The following is a 21318-nucleotide window of genomic DNA, read 5'->3' as shown; positions in this document are numbered from 1 at the left end:
TGGTAGCCCCTCTTTATAATCCTTCTTCCCGATTGTGTAGTGCGAAAGTCCGGCTCGATGCAGAGATTTTCGCAAGCGCAGGGTTCATTTGATATCGCCGATAAAATATGGTCCGGCACCAACACGACCCAGATTGCAAAGACGACGCCATGAATTTGAATGCTCCCCCGATGTCTCACTTTGTTCGAGACGGATTGAAGCTCGCCTTTTTCGATGAAGGCGATCCGAACGGCCCGCCGGTGCTGCTGATACACGGCTTCGCCTCGACCGCGATTGCCAACTGGGTCAATCCGGGCTGGCTGAAGACGCTCGGCGAGGCGGGCTATCGCGTCATCGCCATCGACAATCGTGGCCACGGCTTGAGCGACAAGCTCTATGATGCCGATGTCTATCATCCCTGGATCATGGCTGAGGATGCCGTGGCGCTCCTCGATCATCTGGGTATCCCCGAGACCCATGTCATGGGTTATTCCATGGGTGCACGCGTTTCGACCTTCATGGCCATTGCGTATCCCGATCGTGTCCGATCGCTGGTGCTCGGCGGGCTCGGCATCGGCATGGTCGAAGGTGTCGGCGACTGGGACCCGATCGCCGATGCGCTGGTTGCTCCCTCGCTTGATGATGTCAGCCATGCGCGTGGGCGCATGTTCCGGGCCTTTGCCGAACAGACGAAAAGCGACCGCCAGGCGCTCGCCGCCTGCATCCAGGGCTCGCGCGATCTGGCCTCACGCGAGGATGTGGCGAAGATCGAGGCGCCGACGCTGATCGCCGTCGGCACCAAGGACGATATTGCCGGCTCCGGACAGGAACTAGCGGCACTGATGCCGAACGCTGAGGCCATCGACATTCCGAACCGCGATCACATGCTCGCCGTCGGCGACAAGATCTTCAAAACGGCGGTTCTGGAATTCTATCAGCGCCTCGACCGGCGCTAAGGCATTTCTAGTAAAGGGCGCAGCGGTTTTCCGTCTGAAATGCGCTGGGAAATGCCTAAGTCACCGTCCGGTGAAGTGGGGCTTTCGCCGTTCGGCAAAGGCGGCGCGGCCCTCGGCGTAATCGGCGCTGTCGAAGGTTTCGGCGCCGATCACCTCCGCCTCGCGCAACAGGTCGCCATCCTGCTCGATGACGGCGCGGACTGCCAGTTTCGAGGCGTGTAGCGCAATCGGAGCATTGGCGGCGATGGCATGAGCAAGCGCGGATACCTCTCCATCGAAAGCCGCCGCCTCGATTTCCTCCAATAGAAATCCGGCGGCGGCCATTTTCTCGCCCGACATGGGAGCGCCGGTAAACAAGGTCACCTTGGCCATCTGCGGTCCGAGCGCGTTGATGATGTCCTGCACCGCGTCTGCCGGGTAGGCGATGCCGAGACGAACGGCGGGAACGCAAAAGCGCGCGCCTCGTTCGGCGACGCGCAGATCGCAGGCGGCGGCAAGCCCGAAGCCGCCGCCATAGCATATGCCGCGGATCGCCGCGATGGTCGGCACGCGGCAATGGCGGATGGCGGCGAAGGCCTGACTGTTCAGCGCTTCATAGGCGACTGCTGTCTCGGAATTCTTGCGTACGATGTCGAATTCGCTGATATCGGCGCCAGCCGAAAAATCTGCGCCCGAGCCGCGCAAAACGATCACATGCGCATGGGCTTCATCGGTCAGAATGCGCACCGCCTGCGGAATGGCGCGCCACATGGCGGATGTCACGGCGTTTTTTCTGTCGGGGTTGCCGATCGCGATGGTGCCTATCGCATCGCTGCATGTCGCTCGAATGAGACCGCCGGCAAAATCATGTTCGAAATTCATGCGCGACCAACCCATTTGTCTTGTGTGGCATTTATTCTATATAATGCACCCCTGACAGAAAATCGGGAGACCGCCAATGGTCGCAGTAACGGATATTCGCCAGGTAGAAGGCCTGGGCGCGGTGAAGGTCATGGACCCGATCTGGGACAGCATGCGCGAGGAAGCACGCGCTGCTGCCGAAAAGGACCCACTCCTTGCCGCTTTCCTCTATTCGACGATCATCAACCATCGTTCGCTGGAAGAATGCGTCATCTATCGCATCTGCGAGCGCCTCGACCATCCGGACATGCAGGCCATTCTCTTGCGGCAGACCTTCGAGGAAATGCTGGCCGACTGGCCGGAATGGGGATCGATTCTGCGGGTCGATATCCAGGCCGTTTATGACCGCGATCCCGCTTGCCTACGTTTCATGGAGGCAGTGCTCTATTTCAAGGGTTTCCATGCGCTGCAGACGCATCGTCTCGCACACTGGCTCTATAATCGCGGTCGACGCGATTTCGCGCTCTATCTGCAGAGCCGATCCTCCAGCGTCTTTCAGACCGACATCAATCCGGCGGCGCGCATCGGCAAGGGCATCTTCCTCGACCATGCGACCGGCCTCGTGGTGGGCGAAACGGCTGTGATCGGCGATAACGTCTCGATCCTGCACGGCGTGACGCTTGGCGGCACCGGCAAGGAAGGCAGCGACCGCCATCCGAAGATTGCCCACGGCGTCCTGATCGGCGCCGGAGCCAAGATTCTCGGCAATATCCAGATCGGCCATTGCTCGCGCATTGCCGCCGGTTCGGTGGTGCTGAAGGAAGTGCCCGCCAAGACCACGGTTGCCGGCGTTCCGGCCAAGGTCGTCGGAGAAGCAGGGTGTTCGGAACCGTCTCGCTCGATGGATCAGCTTTTGGCCGAGCAATTGGTCGTGGATCAGATCATGGGCGCGGGAATCTAGGAAAATCCAGTACGACTTGCGGAGGCGTGCGCTGTCGCCGGAGAGCTATGCGCGGTTCCGGTCTTTACACAGCCGCTTTTCCTATGCAAGAAGCGGCCAACCGAGATCCTCACGGAGAAGCATTGTGAAGCCAGAAGAAATCAAGAAACTCGACGCCTATTTCAAGCGCACGTTCAACCCGCAGATCGTGGTAAAGGCCCGCCCGCGCAAGAACGATTCTGCGGAAGTCTATCTTGGCGAAGAGTTTCTGGGCGTCGTCTATATCGACGACGAAGACGGCGACCGCTCCTATAATTTCTCGATGGCCATCCTGGACGTCGATCTCTAATTCCCTCGGTCTCGTATAGTGATCGAATATCCAGGCCGTATTTCATTGAAATGCGGCCTTTTTCTTTGGTTGATGTCAATTTGATCATTCCGCTGCCGTTTTGATCTCAGGCAGCTTCTTCCGACGGAATGCCAATATTTTAAGCAAAGCCTGTGGTTGCAGGGCTTAAGATATATATTAGGAAAATCAGAATGATGCGGTGCATTCATTGCCGGTGACACCGCCCTGTCATTGGAAATGCAACCGAAAGGTGATATTGCGACGCACAAGACTACTTGACTAATTGTGCGTCGCATTTAACCTTTAGCCCTGTAAACCGGCCGCCGGCCGGCCAACAAGGGACGGAGAAGCATGTTCAATCTCGATGAAGCGAACAAGAAGGGCAAGGAAGCCATGGACACGGCGCTGAAGAGCTATTCCGATGTCACCAAGGGCTTTCAGGCGATTGCCGCCGAAGCCGCCGAATACTCCAAGAAGTCTTTCCAGGATGGCGTCTCACACTTCGAAACGCTCGCTGGCGTCAAGAGCTTTGAAGCTGCCTTCGAACTGCAGAGCAGCTATGTGAAGTCTTCCTACGAAAACTTCGTTGCCGAAGCCACCAAGCTCGGCGAAATGTATGCCGATCTCGCCAAGAACGCTTACAAGCCCTACGAAGCGCCTGTCGCCGCCGCGACGAAGGCTGCTAGCAAGGCTGCAGCAACGGCAACCGCCGCTTAAGCTTTCGATACGCCGTAAGGCAAAAATTTCTAAAAGGCCGGCTGCGCGATGCGTGGCCGGTCTTTTGCGTTTTCGCCTGCTCAACTAGGCTTGAAGATATGCAGCGACTTTTTTGATCGCAGCCCTCTTTGTCAGCGAATTGTGATTGCAGTGTCCCGCAAGGGGCTTAAAATCACGCCAATATGAACTAAGTTAGTGGTTCGGATATCCGGCCCGACCAAGTGAAGTAACCAACCCTAGTACCAAGTCGGAATGCGATAGCTTCTGCCGGATGATTTGAGGAATGAATGAAATGATCGCTGAGCCGATCCGGATGCAAAACAACAGCGAAAGGAACGGGGACAACGGAAACCGTGGGACCTCGGTCATCACACGTACCAAGCCCAAGACCAAAAAACCGAACCTGTACCGCGTGCTGCTTCTGAATGACGACTATACGCCCATGGACTTCGTGATCCATATCCTGGAGCGTTTCTTCCAAAAGGATCTAGAAGGTGCCACCCGTATCATGCTGCATGTCCACAACCATGGCGTGGGCGAGTGCGGGATATATACATATGAAGTAGCCGAAACGAAGGTGAGCCAGGTGATGGACTTTGCCCGGCAGCACCAGCATCCGCTGCAATGTGTTATGGAAAAGAAGTGAGGATCTGAACGTGCCAACATTTTCGCCTAGTCTTGAGAAGGCGCTGCATCAGGCACTGACCTACGCGAACGAGCGGCATCACGAGTATGCCACGCTGGAACATCTGCTTTTGGCGCTGGTAGACGACGCCGATGCCGCAGCTGTCATGGGCGCGTGCAATGTTGATCTCGACGCGCTCCGTAAGACTCTGACTGAATACGTCGATAATGAACTCTCCAACCTGGTCACGGGCTATGATGAGGACTCGAAGCCGACCTCCGGCTTCCAGCGGGTCATCCAGCGCGCCGTGATCCATGTACAATCTTCCGGCCGCGAGGAAGTGACGGGCGCCAACGTTCTCGTCGCGATTTTCGCCGAACGGGAAAGCCACGCCGCCTTCTTCCTGCAGGAGCAGGAAATGACCCGCTACGACGCGGTCAACTATATCTCGCACGGTATCGGCAAGCGCCCGGGTTCCTCCCAGACCCGCACGCCGCGCGGCGCCGAAGACACCGAGTCTGAAAGCAAGCCGACTGCTCGTGGCGAGCAGGAAGAGGGTAACAACAAGAAGCAGCAGGACGCGCTGAAGGCCTACTGCGTCAACCTCAACGAGAAGGCCAAGAACGGCAAGATCGATCCGTTGATCGGTCGTCACTCCGAGGTCAATCGCACCATCCAGGTGCTTTGCCGCCGCTCGAAGAACAACCCGCTTTACGTTGGCGATCCCGGCGTCGGCAAGACGGCGATTGCCGAAGGCCTTGCCAAGCGGATTGTCGAAGGCAAGGTCCCGGAAGCGCTGGCTGACGCCACGATCTTTTCGCTCGATATGGGCACGCTGCTTGCCGGCACCCGTTATCGCGGCGATTTCGAGGAACGCCTGAAGCAGGTCGTCAAGGAACTTGAAGAGTATCCCGGCGCCGTGCTGTTCATCGATGAGATCCACACCGTCATCGGCGCAGGCGCCACGTCCGGCGGCGCTATGGATGCGTCGAACCTGCTGAAGCCGGCTCTTTCCTCGGGTGCGATCCGTTGCATCGGGTCTACCACCTACAAGGAATATCGTCAGTTCTTCGAGAAGGACCGGGCACTCGTCCGTCGCTTCCAGAAGATCGACGTCAACGAGCCGAGCATCGAGGATGCCATCGAAATCATGAAGGGCCTGAAGCCCTATTTCGAAGAGTATCATCACCTGCGTTACTCGAACGACGCCATCAAGACGGCTGTCGAACTGTCGGCTCGCTATATCTCCGACCGCAAGCTGCCGGATAAGGCGATCGACGTGATCGACGAGACGGGTGCCGCCCAGATGCTGTTGCCACCGTCCAAGCGCCGCAAGCTGATCACCGAAAAGGAGATCGAAGCGACGATCGCGACCATGGCCCGCATTCCGCCGAAGACGGTTTCCAAGGATGACGAGATGGTTCTCGCCAACCTCGAACAGGAACTGCGTTCGGTCGTGTACGGCCAGGATACGGCGATCGAAGCGCTGTCGACCTCGATCAAGCTGGCTCGCGCCGGCCTGCGCGAGCCGAACAAGCCGATCGGCTGCTACGTCTTCTCCGGCCCCACCGGCGTCGGCAAGACCGAAGTCGCCAAGCAGCTTGCCTCGTCGCTCGGCGTCGAATTGCTGCGCTTCGACATGTCGGAATACATGGAGCGTCATACGGTTTCCCGGTTGCTCGGTGCACCTCCCGGCTATGTCGGTTTCGACCAGGGCGGCCTCCTGACCGATGGCGTCGATCAGCATCCGCATAGCGTGGTCCTGCTCGACGAAATCGAGAAGGCGCATCCGGATATCTTCAATATCCTGCTGCAGGTCATGGACCATGGCGCGCTGACCGACCACAACGGCAAAAAGATCGACTTCCGCAACGTCATTCTGATCATGACGACCAATGCGGGCGCTTCGGAAATGGCCAAGGCCGCCATCGGCTTCGGCTCGTCCAAGCGTACGGGCGAGGATGAAGAGGCGCTCAACCGCCTGTTCACGCCAGAATTCCGCAACCGTCTGGATGCGGTCATTCCGTTCGCACCGCTGCCGACCACGGTTATACATAAGGTCGTTCAGAAGTTCATCATGCAGCTGGAAGCGCAGCTTTCGGAACGCAACGTGACCTTCGACCTGCACGAGGACGCCATCGCCTGGCTGTCCGAGAAGGGCTACGACGACAAGATGGGCGCCCGTCCGTTGGCGCGCGTCATCCAGGAAAACATCAAGAAGCCGCTGGCCAACGAAATCCTCTTCGGCAAGCTGAAGAAGGGTGGCGTCGTCACCGTCACGGTCGGCAAGAAGGAAGACGGTTCGACCGGCATCCTGCTCGACGCGACCGCCGATACCGCTCCGATCCGGCCGAAGCCGGAAGCCGAGGTGGGCGAACCACATGTCGAGGCGGATGAGGATGACGGCGACACGACCGTCAAGGCCAGAAGCCGCGTCGGCAAGGCTGCAACGGCAGCGGATAGCCGCCGCTCGGCCAAGGCCTCTACTTCGGGCGAGAACGACGAGTCGGAAGGCAAGTCGCCGCGCAAGGGCGGCACGGTTCCGAAGGTTCCGCGCAAGTAATCGCCGACTGGTGATGTTAGGAAACGAAAGGCTGCATTGGAAACAATGCAGCCTTTTTATATGCGTATTTTAATTATCTAATGTAATGCTAGAGCTTTGTGTAATCGATTTCGAGAAAGGCCTCGACTTCAGGCGACCAGCGATCCCTGACAAAAGCGACATGGTCGGGGTGGATGTTATAAGCGTCGTAGCCCCCTTGATCATCGAACTCCATTGAGAAGCCGAAGGTAAAATCATTCTTCGGGCTGGTTTGCCGAAGCTGTTCGAAGTTCCGGACGCTCGGTATACCCTTGAGAATAAGGGCATCCTTGAGGAAGCTGGCCTCTTCAGCTGAGCCGGCGGCATGTTTCAGCCGAAAGGCGACGGTATGACGAATCATATGCGCCTCCCGCTCAAGCCAGCGCTTCGATGATCTTCCTGGCGTTCTCCGCCAGCACCGCGCCATCTTCCATCTTGCCCGAGTGCGGCTTCAGCGCGACGCCTTCGAGCCGCGGAATGACATGGAAATGCAGGTGGAACACGGTCTGGCCGGCGGACGGCTCGTTGAACTGGGCGATATAGACGCCGTCGGCGTCAAAGGCTTCCTGAACGGCGACGGCGATCTTCTGGACGACCGTAATCGCGTGCTGCAATGCAGCCGGATCGGCATCAAGGATATTGCGGGAAGGGGATTTCGGTAGCACCAGCGTATGGCCTGGCGATTGCGGCATCACGTCCATGAAGGCGACCGTGTGCTCATCCTCGTAGACGCGATAGGAAGGGATGTCGCCCTTCAGGATCTTCGCGAAGATATTGTTGTCGTCATAGGCGGGGCTGGTCATCCAGTGTCTCCTCGTCTTGCGTTTGCTGTTGTCCAGAATAGCTGGAGCAATTCCAGGAAAAGTGTATAGCGGTTTTCCGTCCGGAATTGCGTAAAAACAAAAAGATAGAGCGTTTTCGCGATTCGAAGAAAAGCGGAAAAGCCCTAGATATCCTGCCGTTCGCCTTTGCGGAAGGGGCTGTGCTCAGTGAGGATTTCGCTCATCTCCTCCACCTGTTCCCGCTCTTGTTTCAGGTAGTCGGCAACGGCGCGCCGCAGGCCCTGATGGCCGATATAATGTGCCGAATGCGTGATGACCGGAAGATAGCCGCGCGCCAGCTTGTGTTCGCCCTGTGCGCCGGCCTCCACCCGCTTCAGCCCCTTGTCGAGGGCAAAGTCGATCGCCTGATGATAGCAGACTTCGAAATGCAGGAAGGGATGATCCTCGATGCAGCCCCAGTGCCGGCCATATAGTGTTTCTCCGCCGATGAAGTTGATGGCGCCGGCGATATAGCGGCCCTCGCGTTTGGCCATGACGAGCAGGATGTCGTCAGGCATGCGCTCGCCGATCAGCGAATAGAATTTCCGGGTGAGGTAAGGGCGGCCCCATTTGCGGCTGCCGGTATCCATATAGAAGGCGAAGAATTGATCCCAGATGTTTTCGGTGAGATCGCTTCCTGTCAGCCAATCGATGCTGATCCCATGCTCGACCGCCGCGCGCCGCTCTTTCTTCAGTGCCTTGCGCTTGCGCGACGCCAGCGTCTCCAGAAAGGCGTCGTGATCAGCGTAGCCCTCGTTGATGAAGTGAAACTGCTGGTCGGTGCGGTGCAGATAGCCATCGCCTTCGAAGACGGACGCTTCCTCTTCCGGCAGGAAAGTGATGTGCGCGGAGGAAACGCCGAGCTGCCGTGTGACTTCCTTGAGGCTTTCGGCCAGCGCAGGCTGCAGTACGCTGCGATCCTGTCCCTCGGCGACGAGGAGCCGCGGTCCCGTGGCGGGCGTGAAGGGAATGGAGCATTGCAGCTTGGGATAGTACCGGCCACCGGCTCGCTCGAAAGCGTCGGCCCAGCCATGGTCGAAGACATATTCGCCCTGGCTGTGGCTCTTCAGATAGCCGATGACGGCACCGAGCAATTCGCCGCCGTCGTTTTCCAGCAGCAGGTGATTGCCAAGCCAGCCGGTCTTGTCGGTCGCGGAGCCGGACTCCTCAAGCGATGAGAGGAAGGCGTGCGAGACAAAGGGATTATATGGCAGCACGCTGCCGGTTCTGGATGCCCCGGCGAGCTTCGACCAGCTTCCCGGGGCGATATTCTTGAAGGATCGTTCGACTCGAATGGATAATTCGTCTGTCATCAAATTCTTGCGCTAAGAAGGAAGGGAGGGCTCTCACCGCTGCGCCATGCATCCAAGGGGACGCGCCACAGGCGCAGCGATAATTTGGGTTTGCGCAAAGCCTCGCCTTCAATCGATCCCGATTTACGAGACTATGCGCGGGTCAAAACCTTCGAAGGTCATCTGGTCTGCATTGGCAAATGTATGTTTGCGGGCCGCTTCGTCGCGCACGGTCCAGGTGATGACCGGAATACCGCGCTGGCGCTGCGCCGTGACAAAGGGGTTCGGCAGGTGGCCGTAGAAGTACGAGATGAAGTCTAGCCCAAGATGCATGGCTTCGTCATGCTGAAAAAATGTCTCGGGCTTGTTTCCTTCGGCTGTAAGCCCGACCGGGTAGGATGCTTCCAGGCTTTTGAGGTCCTTGAGCAACCAATGGTCGAAGCTCATGAGCGCCACATGTCCCTTGTAGCCTTCGAGCACTTCCAACACGGATTCCGCAAAGCCCTCGTCATCGCCTTCGCGTCCCTTCAGCTCCAGCACCAGCGGCACCTTGCCGTCGCAAAGCTGCAGAAGCTGCTTCAGCGTCGGGATCTTGTCCTTGGTGCCGCCGATCGACAGCAGGCCGAGTTCGGCCGAGGTACGCTCGCGCACTTCGCCAGGCAGGTTGCAGACGCGCTGCAGGTCGTCGTCATGGAAGACGACCGGAACGCCGTCCGAAGCGTAGTGCAGGTCGCACTCGATGGCGAAGCCTGCCTCGACGGCGCGGCTGAAGGCTGAGAGCGTGTTCTCCCAGACTTGCCTGTTCATGTCATGATAGCCGCGGTGAGCGACGGGACGCTCGGTCAACCAGGCAAGCTTGCTCATCAGGCAATTTCCAGAATGGCATCGATTTCGACGGCGGCGTTCAGCGGCAGGGCTGCCATACCGACGGCGGCGCGGGCGTGCTTGCCGGCTTCGCCGAGTACGTTTGCGAGAAGATTGGAAGCGCCGTTGATCACAAGGTGTTGTTCGACGAAATCAGGGGTCGAGGCGACAAAACCGTTCAGCTTGATCAGGCGCTTGATGCGGCCGAGATCGCCGCCGAGGGCAGCCTTCGCCTGGGCGAGAATGTTGATGGCGCAGAGTTCGGCAGCGCGCTGGCCGCCGGCAACGTCGACATTCTTGCCGAGATGACCCGTCACGGCGATCTTGCCGTTTTCCATCGGCAATTGGCCCGAGAGATAGAGAAGATTGCCGCTGATGACGTAGGGAACATAGTTGGCGGCCGGTGCCGCAGCCTGTGGCAGAACGATGCCGAGTTCCTTCAGGCGGCCCTCAATAGCGTCGGACATTTTCATCTCCCGTTTTGTTGTAAAAACTTCAAAAATCCGGCATCAAGACTAAATTCCGTCACTTAGGATCGGCAGCCTCGTTTCAGCCGAAAGCGTTCTTATAACATCGCGTGCGAGTCCAACAGGAGATAATGAATGTTCCGCTCGAGTCTTGCAGCCACCGTTGTTTCGGGGCTGGGCATTCTGTCACTGGGGACTTCGGCGGCCTATCCGGCCGGTCCGAGCGGGCTGATCGCGCATCGCGCCGTGTATGATCTCGAGCTCAAGGATGCCTCGGACCGCTCCGGCATTTCCGGCATGGTCGGCCGCATGGTCTATGAGTTCGACGGTTCCGACTGCACGGGTTTCACCACCAACTTCCGCTTCGTGACGAAGATCGATACCGGCGATTCCACCCGCGTCAGCGACCAGCAGACGACGACCTTCGAAGACCTCGGCAAGCGCCTGTTCCGCTTCGAGACCAAGTCCTATACGGACAACCAGCTCGACAAGGACGTGCGCGGTGCGGCAAGCGACGACCAGAAAGGCATCAAGGTCGACCTCACGCAGCCGCACAACAAGCAGGTCCAGATCATCGAAAGCCGCTTCCCGACCGAGCATATGCTCGACATCATCCACAATGCGAAGCTCGGCAAGAATTTCTTCGAGGCGCAGGTCTTCGACGGTTCCGATGATGGCGACAAGCCGCTGATCGCGACCACCGTTGTCGGCAAGGAGCAGACACCGGGCAAGGACGATCCCGATGCCGATAAAGCCGGCGCCTTTGCGACGACGCCTTTCTGGCCCGTGACCGTCGCCTATTTCAACGAAAAGTCCACGGGCGATGCCACGCCAGTCTACCGCATGTCCTTCAAGCTCTACGAGAACGGCATAACGCGCGATCTCACCATGGACTATGGTGACTTTGTGCTGACCGGCAAGCTCACCAAGCTTGAAGTCCTCAATACCAAGGCGTGCCAATAGCCCCAGGACGGGCTGCGCCCAGGACGTAAAATCATCGTCATAAAACTGTGATCCAAGTTTCACTATGGTGTGAAAGGATCGGCACGTGTGGGTGAGTCTGTCTTTGCCCGCGCCGATCAGGAATTGTAGTGGGGCGCGCGGGGGAATGATCGTCTTGGGGGCGGTTGGTAATTTTTGCGGTCGGCTCCGTGTTCATGCACAGGAAAGCACGACTTATGAGCAATACCGATATCTCCGCCAGTTCCAGCAATAGCCTGCCTGTCGCCGTCGCCGATCCGGCGGAGATCGCTCGCATCGGCGACAGCATCGACCTGACCGACCGCGCCGGCATTTCCGTCTATGGCGACCGTGCCCAGCAGGCCGTTTCCGACTATTCCGACCGCATCCTGCGCGAGGTGCGCAATCGCGATCTCGGCGAAGTCGGCAAGCTTTTGACCGATATCATCGTCAAGTCGAAGAAGCTCGATCCGGCCTCGCTTAAGGACGAGGGTTTCCTGTCGCGGATGTTCTCCTCGTTCAGGGCGAAGCTGGAGCGTTTCAAGGAACAGTTCGAGGACGTGGCCGGCCAGATCGATCGCATCGGTCTCGAGCTTGATCGCCATAAGGATGTCCTGCGTCGTGATATCGCGCTTCTGGACGACCTGCATGAGGAAACCAAGCAGTCCATCGTGCAGCTCGATGCCTATGTGCAGGCCGGCAAGACGTTCGCCGAGCGCTTTCGCACGATCGAACTTCCCCGGTTGAAGAGCGCTGCCGATGCTGCCTCGGCCAATCCCGGCGGCGGCATGCTGGAGGCGCAGGTCTATCAGGATAGTCTGCAGGCGCTCGATCGGCTGGAAAAGCGGGTCTTCTACCTGCAGCAGGCTCGCCAGCTTGGCATCCAGCAATTGCCGCAGATCCGCATCGTCCAGGCGGGTGATGAAACCCTGATCGAGAACCTGCAGGCGACATCGGCGCTGACCGTGCCGGCATGGAAGCAGAAGATGGTTATCCTGCTCGGTCTCACCCAGCAGAAATCGGCGCTCGAGCTGCAAAAGACGGTCACCGACGCCACCAACGACATGATCCGCCAGGCTTCGAAGATGATGAAGGATCAGGCGATTGCCATAGAACAGCAATCGCAGCGCGGTATCGTGGATATCGACACGCTCGCCGCCGCCAATCGCGACCTGATCGACACGATCGGTGGCGTCCTGAAGGTGCAGGAGGATGGCCGCGCCAAGCGGGCCGAGGCGGAGCAGCGGATGCAGAAAATGACTATCGAGCTCAAGAAAGCAATGATCGAGGCGCGGTAATTCGCATGACAATCCGCACATTCGTTACCGGCCTGACGCTCGCGGCGGCTCTTGCGCTGAGCGGCTGCAACGTCGGCGGGCAAGGCCCGAAATTCTCGATTATCTCCGGCTCGGAAAACACGGTTCTTCAGCCGATCGTCGAGGAGTTCTGCAAGGAAAAGAAGGCGAGCTGCAGCTTCACCTACGAGGGCACCCTGGATATCGGCCTTGCTCTCCAGAGTGAGAAAGGCGTTGAGCAGGACGCAGTCTGGCCGGCGTCGGGCGTGTGGGTCGACATGTTCGATACCAAGCGCCGGGTGAAGTCGCTGACGTCCGTTGCGCAGATGCCCGTCATTCTCGGCGTGCGCAAATCCAAGGCCGAAGCGCTCGGCTGGGTCGGCAAGCCGGTCTATATGAAGGACATACTGGCGGCGGTGAAGAACGGCTCGCTGAAATTTCTCATGACATCGGCGACGCAATCCAATTCCGGCGCCAGCGCCTATCTCGCGATGCTGTCGAGCGCGCTCGGCAACAAGCCGGTCATCGAGCCGGGCGATCTCGACAAGCCCGACGTGCAGGGCGCGGTGCGCGCGCTGCTTGGCGGTGTCGAACGTTCCTCCGGCTCGTCGGGCTGGCTTGCGGATCTCTATACGGATTCTGCCGGCAAGGGCGTGCTCTACGACGCCATGTGGAATTACGAGGCGATCCTGAAGGAGACCAACGACAAGCTCACCGGCATGAGCAAGGAGCCGCTCTACGCGATTTACCCGGCCGATGGCGTCGTCGTTGCCGATTCGCCGATCGGCTTCGTCGATCATGGGCGAGGGCAGGAGGTCGAGACCTTCTTCAATCAGCTCGTCGACTATTTGCGCTCCGCTGCGGTGCAGAAGCGCATCGCCGATACGGGCCGCCGTATTCCCCTTTCCGATATCGCCGCCAAACCGGACCCAGCATGGAATTTCGATCCGACCCGGATCGTGACGGCGATCCGCATGCCGGAGCCCGCCATGATCCGCCAGGCGCTGGATCTCTATCAGGTGGCGCTGCGCAAGCCGTCGTTGACGGCTCTCTGCCTCGATTTTTCGGGCTCGATGGGGGGCAAGGGCGAAGAACAGCTGCAGGCGGCCATGCGGTTCCTGTTCAATCCGGATGAAACCGGCAAGGTGCTAGCGCAATGGACGCCGGCCGACCGCATCATGGTCATTCCCTTCGACGCCAACGTGCGCACCACCTACGAGGGCACCGGAAACCCGGCTCAGCAGAAATTGCTGGTCGACCGGGTCTCCCGCCAGCGTGCCGGCGGCGGTACGGATATGTATGCCTGCGCGAGCAGGGCGCTGGACTGGATGAAAAAGACGGGTGATCTGTCATCCTATCTCCCGGCGATCGTCATCATGACCGATGGAAAATCCGATGATGCCAATGGCGATTTTATGAGCCGATGGGCCTCCGTGAGCCCGCATGTGCCCGTATTCGGCATCACCTTCGGCGATGCGGACAAGCGGCAGCTCGATGCGCTCGCACAGGAAACCTCGGCGCGCGTCTTCGACGGCCGTGGCGATCTGGTCAGCGCATTCCGGGCGGTGCGCGGCTATAACTAGGACGATAATGCGCAATTGGTTCGGCAATGACTGGAACTGGATCGTGGCGGGGCTTGCCGCTGCGATCGTCGTTCCTGTGCTCAGCTTCCTTGCGGGGATGCCGATATGGATCGCCGCGATCATCGGTCTTCTGGTCTTCGTCGGCCTGATCTTCGTCCTTGCGCCCAAGCGCATGTTCGAGGGGCTGGATGCCAAGGCGATCGGCAGGGGACGTATGGAGTTTGCCCGCGATCTGTTGAGCACGGCGGCACCGGCCGCCGAGAGGCTCGAGGCATCGGCAAGACAGATCGGCAGCAAGGATGTGGCAAAACGGGTGCGGCATCTAGCGGAAATTGCCGCGGACGTCTTTGCCAAGGTGGAGGCCAATCCGGAAAGCGCAGGCACCGTCAGGCGGTTCCTCAGCTATTATTTGCCGAGGGCGGCTGAAGTCGCGGAAGGTTTCGCGGTGATCGAGGCGAAGCGCCAGCCGGATGCCGCGCGCCTGCAGGAGGTCGGCCTCGTTCTGACCAAGCTGGAAGACGCTTTCGTTCACTATTCCGACAGTCTGGTCGAAGACAGGCTCGATACGCTTGATACGGAGCTGCGCCTCATACAGGCCTCGCTCAAAGAGGATATAGGACGCTGATGGCCATTTCCCGCCGCGCTTTTGGAGTAGGGCTTCTTGCCGCCGGTGTCGCAGGAACCGGCGGCTATTTCGCCGTCAAGGACCGGCCGGAGCTGCAGGGGCTGCTCGGCAATCGCACGAAGCTGTTCGGCTTCATCGGCGGTGAGAAGGAGGCATTTCTCGCCGACAGCGACGTGATCTCGGCACTGCATAGCCATGGGCTCGAAATCAACAGCCGCGTCGCCGGCTCGGTCGAAATGGTGCGCGAGCAGGCGCTTTTGTCGCAGAATCCCGCATTTCTCTGGCCTTCCTCGTCGATCATGGTCGATATCGCGCGGCAGGGCGGCATCAAGATTCGCAACGATCGTGTCATTCTCAATACGCCCGTCGTCGTCTACTCCTGGCAGCCCGTGGTCGATGGGTTGACCAAGGCAGGACTCGTGACGACGACGCCGGAAGGGCAGCACCAGCTTGATCTGAAGGCATTGCTGGATGCCGTGCTCGCCGGCACGAACTGGTCGAAGCTCGGCGTTAACTCGCTCTATGGCCAAGCCAGAATCGTGTCGACCGATCCTAATCGCTCGAACTCCGGCTTCATGTTCTCCGGTCTGGTGCTAAGCCTCCTGAGCGGCAATGTGGCGAGCGCTGACGGTCTCGCGCAGTTCGGCGACAAGGCGCAAGCCATCTTCCGCAACATGGGCTTCAAGTCGTCGTCCTCGGGCAAGCTGTTCGAACAGTATCTCGCAGGCGGCATTGGTGGCGAACCGATGATCGTCGGTTATGAGAATCAGCTGGTGGAGTGGATCATCGCCGATCCGCAGCGTTGGAAGAGGGTTCAGGCGAGCAATAGCGCCAAGCCCGTCGTGCTCTATCCGCATCCGACCGTCTATTCGGCTCATCCCCTCATCGCCATCGACGAACAGGTCGATCGCATGATCGAGGCTCTCATCAGTCCACGATTGCAGGAGCTCGCCTGGACCAAGCACGGCTTCCGCGGGCCGCTCGGCACCGCGACAGGCAACGCCGACAGCGCGATTGCCGGCCTGTTGCCGGCCGAGATCGATGCCGTATTGCCGATGCCGGATGCCAATGTCATGCTGGCTCTGCTCGACAAACTCGCAAGCTGAGGGCAGGGCGAGGTAGCTTTTTGCTTCAAAAGCCTTGCATTCCAAGCGAATCGAATGTATGGGCACCCGCATTCCACACGTAAGGCATGGGATTGTCCGGGAGAAATCCGGATTTTTCCGCCCGGTGGCATTCTCGAAGAGGATGCTGTTCGCCTTGCGGAGGTTCAACCGGAAAAGGATACAAAGGCATGGCATTGCCCGATTTTTCTATGCGCCAGCTTCTCGAAGCAGGTGTTCACTTCGGCCACCAGACGCACCGCTGGAACCCGAAGATGAAGCCGTACATTTTCGGCGATCGTAACAACATCCACATCATCGACCTCGCTCAGACGGTTCCGATGCTGAGCCGCGCTCTGCAGGTTGTCAGCGACACCGTTGCCCGTGGCGGCCGCGTTCTGTTCGTCGGCACCAAGCGTCAGGCGTCCGAACTGATCGCCGACAGCGCAAAGCGCTCGGCTCAGTACTACGTCAACGCCCGCTGGCTCGGCGGCATGATGACCAACTGGAAGACGATCTCCAACTCGATCCAGCGTCTGCGCAAGCTCGACGAAATCCTCTCCGGCGAAGCCCAGGGCTTCACCAAGAAGGAGCGTCTGAACCTCGAGCGCGAACGCGAAAAGCTCGACAAGGCCCTCGGCGGTATCAAGGACATGGGCGGCACGCCGGACCTGATGTTCATCATCGACACCAACAAGGAAAAGATCGCGATCGACGAAGCCAAGCGCCTCGGCATCCCGGTTGTCGCCATCATCGACTCGAACTGCGATCCGGACCTGATCGATTATCCGATCCCGGGCAACGACGACGCCTCGCGCGCCATCGCTCTTTACTGCGACCTGATCTCGCGCGCTGCCATCGACGGTATCGCTCGCCAGCAGAGCGCATCGGGCCGTGACCTCGGCGCTTCCGAGGAAGCTCCGGTCGAGCCGACCCTGGCGGACGGCACCGAAGCCTGATCGCGCGTTGCGGCGGGCAATAAACTGTCCGCCCAATCGCAATGACATCCGGGATAAGGCCGTTTGCGACTTCAACAAGTTCGAGCGGCCTTATCGCGTTTTGGATAACGTTTTGCCTGGGCGGTAAATCCAGGCATGCTCCAAACAGAATTCCAGAGTATGACGCTGCTTCATAACGCTGTCATACTTACGGGTACATTTCGTCCCTCAAATCGGTGCCGCTCAAGCTCAAACCGCAGCCGCACCGTATGAACCGACAAGAGGAAGCTTATGACCGAGATTACGGCTGCACTGGTGAAGGAACTGCGCGAAAAGTCTGGCGCAGGCATGATGGACTGCAAGAAGGCGCTGACCGAAACCAACGGCGATATCGAAGCAGCGATCGACTGGCTGCGCGCCAAGGGCATCTCCAAGGCCGACAAGAAGTCCGGCCGCACCGCCGCCGAAGGCCTGATCGCCATTGCTGGCGCCGGTCACAAGGCTGTTGTCGTCGAGCTCAACTCTGAAACCGACTTCGTTGCCCGTAACGATGCCTTCCAGGACCTCGCTCGCGGCGTCGCCGAAGTTGCGCTGTCCACCGACGGCACCGTCGAAGCCATTTCGGCTGCGACCTATCCGGCATCCGGCAAGCCCGTTGTTGATACCATCAAGGACGCGATCGCAACCATCGGCGAAAACATGACGCTCCGTCGTGCCGCCAAGCTGGAAGTCGAGCACGGCGTCGTTGCGACCTACATCCACAACGCTGCCGGCGACGGCATCGGCAAGCTCGGCGTTCTGGTCGCCCTGAAGTCTGTCGGCGACAAGGCCGTTCTGACCTCGATCGGCCGCCAGGTTGCCATGCACATTGCTGCTACCAACCCGCTCGCTATCCGCGCCGAAGAAGTCGATGCCGCCGTCGCCGAGCGCGAGCGCAACGTCTTCATCGAGCAGTCCCGCGAATCCGGCAAGCCGGAAGCCATCATCGAGAAGATGGTCGAAGGCCGTATGCGCAAGTTCTTCGAGGAAGTCGCTCTTCTCTCGCAGGCTTTCGTCATCAACCCGGACCTGACGGTCGGTGCCGCCATCAAGGAAGCTGAAAAGACCGCCGGCGCCTCGATCGAAGTTGTCGGCATGGCCCGTCTGCTGCTCGGCGAAGGCGTCGAGAAGGAAGAAACCGACTTCGCTGCCGAAGTTGCCGCTGTCGCCAAGGGCTGATTGGCGAAAAGAAGACATATCCCGGTTTGGTGAAACCATATCAGGGAAAACGTATGGGCATCGCGTGACAACGCGGTGCCCTTCGTGTATCCGGCTTTCACATTCATTCCCCCGGTGATCACTTCAAGGAGCTACGATGTCCCAGCCGATCTACAAGCGCGTGTTGCTGAAGGCCTCCGGTGAAGCTCTAATGGGCAGTCAGGGCTTCGGTATCGACGTCACCGTCGCTGACCGGATTGCCGGCGATATCGCGCAGGCGCGCGCGATGGGGGTCGAGGTCGGCGTTGTCGTCGGCGGCGGCAATATTTTCCGCGGCGTTGCCGTGGCCTCCAAGGGCGGCGACCGCGTGACCGGCGACCATATGGGCATGCTCGGCACCGTCATCAATGCGCTGGCGCTCGCGACCTCGCTGCGCAAGCTCGATATCGATACCGTCGTGCTCTCGGCCATCTCCATGCCGGAAATCTGCGAAAGCTTCTCGCAGCGCGCCACGCTCTATCATCTTTCGCTCGGCCGCGTGGTGATCTTTGCCGGCGGCACCGGCAACCCGTTCTTCACGACCGATTCCGCCGCAGCGCTGCGCGCCGCCGAAATGGGCGCCGAGGCGATCTTCAAGGGCACCCAGGTCGACGGCATCTATTCCGCCGACCCGAAGAAGTTCCCCGATGCCGAGCGCTTTGACCATCTGACCCACAGTCAGGTGCTCGAAAAGGGGCTTGCTGTTATGGACGTTGCCGCCGTGGCGCTTGCACGCGAAAATTCCATTCCGATCGTCGTCTTCTCCATTCACGAGAAGGGCGGCTTCGCGGAAATCTTGACCGGCGGCGGCCGTAAGACCATCGTATCAGACAATTGACGTTCCTGTGGCGCCGGGTGTGCCCGGCGTCGCCTTATTTGACGGGAGTATAAACATGAGTGAAGGCACCGACCTCAAGGAACTGAAGCGCCGCATGGACGGCGCCATCGCGGCATTCAAGAGCGATATCGCCTCGCTGCGCACCGGCCGCGCATCCGCCAACATCCTCGATCCGGTCACGATCGAAGCCTATGGCTCGCGCATGCCGCTGAACCAGGTGGCGAACATCACCGTGCCGGAACCTCGCATGCTGACCGTGTCCGTCTGGGACAAGTCGATGGTCGGCGCCGTCGAGCGCTCGATTCGCGAATCCAATCTCGGTCTCAATCCGATCGTCGATGGTCAGAACCTGCGCATTCCGTTGCCGGAGCTCAATGAAGAGCGCCGCCGCTCGCTGGTGAAGGTTGCCCATGAATATGCCGAAAAGGCGAAGGTGGCGATTCGCCATGTCCGCCGCGACGGCATGGATGGCCTCAAAAAGGCCGAAAAAGATGGCGTAATCGGTCAAGATGAAAGCCGCTCTCTCTCCGAACGTGTGCAGAAGATGACGGATGAGACGATTTCGGAAATCGACCGCTTGCTAGCCGACAAAGAAAAGGAAATCATGCAGGTCTGATCGTATGCTGGGGAGTGTCGCGCTTTCGATTTTCGCAATATTGAAAGCGGCGGCTGCGCCCTAGATTACGAGGCCAGAGCATCTTTCCGCCGAACGAAACCGGACCCATATGTCAGCTCCTACGTTCTCTGTCGTACCCGAACACGTTGCCATCATCATGGATGGCAACGGTCGCTGGGCCAATGCGCGCGGACTGCCGCGCACCATGGGCCATCGCAAGGGCGTGGAGGCGGTTCGTGAGACGGTACGGGCGGCCGGCGATATCGGCATCAAATATCTGACGCTTTTTGCCTTTTCCTCGGAAAACTGGCGTCGCCCCGAGGCGGAGGTGAGCGATCTCCTCGGCCTCCTCAAGGCTTTCATCCGGCGGGATCTTGCCGAACTTCATCGCCAGAACGTGCGTATCCGCGTCATCGGCGATCGCACCGGCCTGCGCGGCGATATTCTGCCCTTGCTGATCGAGGCAGAGGAGACCACCAGGAACAATACGGCGCTGACTCTGGTCATCGCCTTCAATTACGGCTCGCGCGACGAGATCACGCGTGCCTTTGCAAGTCTGGCAAAGGATGTCGAGGCGGGGCGGCTGCGCCCGCAGGATATCACACCGGAGCTGGTCGACGCCCGACTGGATACGGCCGGTATTCCCGATCCGGATCTCATCATCCGTACGAGCGGCGAGGAGCGACTGTCGAATTTCCTGCTCTGGCAGGCCGCCTATTCGGAATTCATGTTCGTGCCGGACTACTGGCCCGATTTCAGCCGCGATTTATTTTTCGCAGCGCTTGAGAAATATGCAGCGCGCGACCGGCGCTTTGGCGGCCTTTCCGGTAAGCAGGCGGCGGCCGTGGGTTCCTGATGACTCGCGAACTCAGGCTGCGCATAGTCTCCGGCATCATTCTCGCCGTCATCGTTCTTGTGGCCACATGGCATGGCGGCTCGGTCTTTCGCCTGCTGGCGGCGGTGATCGGCTTGCTCGTCTATTATGAATGGTCGACGATAGCGGACCTGCATGGCCGTGATCCGCAGGGAAACGCGCTCGGCTGGCTCGGGGTCGTGCTGATAGCCGGCGCCACGGCTTTGAGCGAATCGGTCTATTCCATCGAGGTTATGGTCGCCTTCATCGCAGTCGCCGCAATCATGGTTGCGATACGCAACAAGGGCTGGTGGCTGCCGGGCGGCATACTCTATGCCGGATTGACGGCGATCGCCCTTGCCGAGATTCGCGACGACGATTTTCGCGGCTTCGTGCTGATGCTGTTCGTCTTTGCGACGGTCTGGGCGACGGACATTTTCGCCTATTTCGTCGGCCGCGCCATCGGTGGGCCGAAACTGGCGCCGCGCATATCGCCGGGCAAGACATGGTCAGGCGCGATCGGCGGCGCCATCGCGGCCGTCATCGCGGGAACGGCGGTGGTCTGGAGCTTCTTTTCCGCCGATGATTTGTGGATTCCTCTCCTCGCCCTGGTGCTTTCCATCTGCAGCCAGATCGGTGACCTTTTCGAGTCGTTTATAAAGCGCAAATTTGGCGTGAAAGACTCCAGCCACCTGATTCCCGGCCATGGCGGCGTCATGGATCGGGTCGATGGACTAATTTTTGCTTGTTTTGCAGCGTTTTTGTTGGCTATCGTAATATCGCTGACAATGAGCGGCGAGACCTTTTCATTGGGCGGCGTTCTGCTCGGGGTCTGATACT

At 59.4% G+C, this 21318-nt stretch carries 23 protein-coding genes; 17 read left to right on the top strand and 6 right to left on the bottom strand.

The window, feature by feature from the left end; genetic code table 11:
- Window positions 1–149: 149 nt before the first annotated feature.
- On the top strand, window positions 150–935 hold the full coding sequence (locus tag BJ928_RS26575) for an alpha/beta hydrolase (RefSeq protein WP_047633269.1): 786 nt from the start codon (window positions 150–152) through the stop codon (window positions 933–935).
- A 60-nt stretch (window positions 936–995) separates the two neighbouring features.
- Here the strand turns inward: BJ928_RS26575 and BJ928_RS26570 are convergent, their stop codons facing one another.
- Window positions 996–1796: an enoyl-CoA hydratase-related protein gene (locus BJ928_RS26570; protein ID WP_047633461.1), complete on the bottom strand. Its 801-nt coding sequence runs from the start codon at window positions 1794–1796 to the stop codon at window positions 996–998.
- A gap of 76 nt (window positions 1797–1872) precedes the next feature.
- On the opposite strand from BJ928_RS26570, the gene cysE reads away from it, so the two are divergent.
- The 5 genes from cysE (at window position 1873) to clpA (ending at window position 6969) form a co-directional block, all read left to right on the top strand.
- Window positions 1873–2736: a serine O-acetyltransferase gene (cysE, locus tag BJ928_RS26565; RefSeq protein ID WP_047633270.1), complete on the top strand. Its 864-nt coding sequence runs from the start codon at window positions 1873–1875 to the stop codon at window positions 2734–2736.
- 124 nt (window positions 2737–2860) lie between these two features.
- A complete protein-coding gene (locus BJ928_RS26560; RefSeq protein ID WP_047633271.1) occupies window positions 2861–3064 on the top strand; it encodes a DUF3126 family protein in 204 nt (67 codons plus the stop codon).
- Window positions 3065–3415: 351 nt separating this feature from the next.
- The gene (locus BJ928_RS26555; RefSeq protein WP_047633272.1) at window positions 3416–3781 is read left to right on the top strand and encodes a phasin family protein; all 366 of its coding nucleotides are present in this window, start codon (window positions 3416–3418) and stop codon (window positions 3779–3781) included.
- A gap of 292 nt (window positions 3782–4073) precedes the next feature.
- The gene (gene clpS, locus BJ928_RS26550) at window positions 4074–4427 is read left to right on the top strand and encodes an ATP-dependent Clp protease adapter ClpS (RefSeq protein WP_041677877.1); all 354 of its coding nucleotides are present in this window, start codon (window positions 4074–4076) and stop codon (window positions 4425–4427) included.
- A gap of 10 nt (window positions 4428–4437) precedes the next feature.
- Window positions 4438–6969, top strand: a complete 2532-nt coding sequence (gene clpA, locus BJ928_RS26545) for an ATP-dependent Clp protease ATP-binding subunit ClpA (RefSeq protein WP_047633273.1) — start codon at window positions 4438–4440, stop codon at window positions 6967–6969.
- Between the two features lie 88 nt (window positions 6970–7057).
- On the opposite strand, the gene BJ928_RS26540 is transcribed toward clpA, so the two are convergent.
- The 5 genes from BJ928_RS26540 to BJ928_RS26520 form a co-directional block, all read right to left on the bottom strand.
- Entirely contained in the window at window positions 7058–7348 is a 291-nt protein-coding gene (locus tag BJ928_RS26540) for a Dabb family protein (RefSeq protein WP_047633274.1), read from the bottom strand.
- 13 nt (window positions 7349–7361) lie between these two features.
- Window positions 7362–7790 carry an HIT family protein gene (locus BJ928_RS26535; protein WP_047633275.1) on the bottom strand — a complete coding sequence of 143 codons (429 nt, stop codon included), beginning with the start codon at window positions 7788–7790 and terminating at the stop codon, window positions 7362–7364.
- Between the two features lie 143 nt (window positions 7791–7933).
- Window positions 7934–9121 carry a GNAT family N-acetyltransferase gene (locus BJ928_RS26530; protein WP_047633276.1) on the bottom strand — a complete coding sequence of 396 codons (1188 nt, stop codon included), beginning with the start codon at window positions 9119–9121 and terminating at the stop codon, window positions 7934–7936.
- 123 nt (window positions 9122–9244) lie between these two features.
- Complete coding sequence (locus tag BJ928_RS26525) at window positions 9245–9964, bottom strand: glycerophosphodiester phosphodiesterase (RefSeq protein ID WP_047633277.1); 720 nt, start codon at window positions 9962–9964, stop codon at window positions 9245–9247.
- A complete protein-coding gene (locus BJ928_RS26520; RefSeq protein WP_047633278.1) occupies window positions 9964–10431 on the bottom strand; it encodes a RidA family protein in 468 nt (155 codons plus the stop codon). Before BJ928_RS26520 ends, BJ928_RS26525 begins: the two co-directional genes overlap by 1 nt.
- A 135-nt stretch (window positions 10432–10566) precedes the next feature.
- Here BJ928_RS26520 and BJ928_RS26515 point away from each other — a divergent pair, with 135 nt between their 5' ends.
- The 11 genes from BJ928_RS26515 (at window position 10567) to BJ928_RS26465 (ending at window position 21314) form a co-directional block, all read left to right on the top strand.
- Window positions 10567–11394 (top strand): cell envelope integrity EipB family protein, encoded by an 828-nt coding sequence (locus BJ928_RS26515; RefSeq protein ID WP_047633279.1) that lies wholly within the window; start codon window positions 10567–10569, stop codon window positions 11392–11394.
- A 215-nt stretch (window positions 11395–11609) separates the two neighbouring features.
- Window positions 11610–12689, top strand: coding sequence for a toxic anion resistance protein (locus BJ928_RS26510; RefSeq protein WP_047633280.1), 1080 nt, complete (start codon window positions 11610–11612; stop codon window positions 12687–12689).
- A 5-nt stretch (window positions 12690–12694) separates the two neighbouring features.
- Window positions 12695–14269 carry a VWA domain-containing protein gene (locus tag BJ928_RS26505; protein WP_047633281.1) on the top strand — a complete coding sequence of 525 codons (1575 nt, stop codon included), beginning with the start codon at window positions 12695–12697 and terminating at the stop codon, window positions 14267–14269.
- Between the two features lie 7 nt (window positions 14270–14276).
- Window positions 14277–14894, top strand: a complete 618-nt coding sequence (locus BJ928_RS26500; protein WP_047633282.1) for a 5-bromo-4-chloroindolyl phosphate hydrolysis family protein — start codon at window positions 14277–14279, stop codon at window positions 14892–14894.
- A complete protein-coding gene (locus tag BJ928_RS26495) occupies window positions 14894–16000 on the top strand; it encodes a substrate-binding domain-containing protein (RefSeq protein WP_047633283.1) in 1107 nt (368 codons plus the stop codon). Before BJ928_RS26500 ends, BJ928_RS26495 begins: the two co-directional genes overlap by 1 nt.
- Before the next feature lie 188 nt (window positions 16001–16188).
- A complete protein-coding gene (rpsB, locus tag BJ928_RS26490) occupies window positions 16189–16956 on the top strand; it encodes a 30S ribosomal protein S2 (RefSeq protein ID WP_047633284.1) in 768 nt (255 codons plus the stop codon).
- A 270-nt stretch (window positions 16957–17226) separates the two neighbouring features.
- Window positions 17227–18153: a translation elongation factor Ts gene (gene tsf / locus BJ928_RS26485; protein ID WP_047633285.1), complete on the top strand. Its 927-nt coding sequence runs from the start codon at window positions 17227–17229 to the stop codon at window positions 18151–18153.
- Window positions 18154–18289: 136 nt separating this feature from the next.
- A complete protein-coding gene (gene pyrH, locus BJ928_RS26480) occupies window positions 18290–19009 on the top strand; it encodes a UMP kinase (RefSeq protein ID WP_047633286.1) in 720 nt (239 codons plus the stop codon).
- Window positions 19010–19064: 55 nt separating this feature from the next.
- Window positions 19065–19625 (top strand): ribosome recycling factor, encoded by a 561-nt coding sequence (frr, locus tag BJ928_RS26475; protein ID WP_047633287.1) that lies wholly within the window; start codon window positions 19065–19067, stop codon window positions 19623–19625.
- Window positions 19626–19689: 64 nt separating this feature from the next.
- Complete coding sequence (locus BJ928_RS26470; RefSeq protein ID WP_281024155.1) at window positions 19690–20481, top strand: isoprenyl transferase; 792 nt, start codon at window positions 19690–19692, stop codon at window positions 20479–20481.
- Window positions 20481–21314 carry a phosphatidate cytidylyltransferase gene (locus BJ928_RS26465; protein ID WP_047633289.1) on the top strand — a complete coding sequence of 278 codons (834 nt, stop codon included), beginning with the start codon at window positions 20481–20483 and terminating at the stop codon, window positions 21312–21314. The genes BJ928_RS26470 and BJ928_RS26465 overlap by 1 nt, the downstream gene beginning before the upstream one ends.
- The last annotated feature ends 4 nt before the right edge of the window (window positions 21315–21318 follow it).

The organism is Rhizobium sp. WW_1, from assembly GCF_003610155.1.
GTDB classification, from domain to species: domain Bacteria; phylum Pseudomonadota; class Alphaproteobacteria; order Rhizobiales; family Rhizobiaceae; genus Rhizobium; species Rhizobium tropici_A.
The sequence above is the reverse complement of the archived record's forward strand: the minus strand, read 5'-3'. Positions and strand labels throughout refer to the sequence as shown.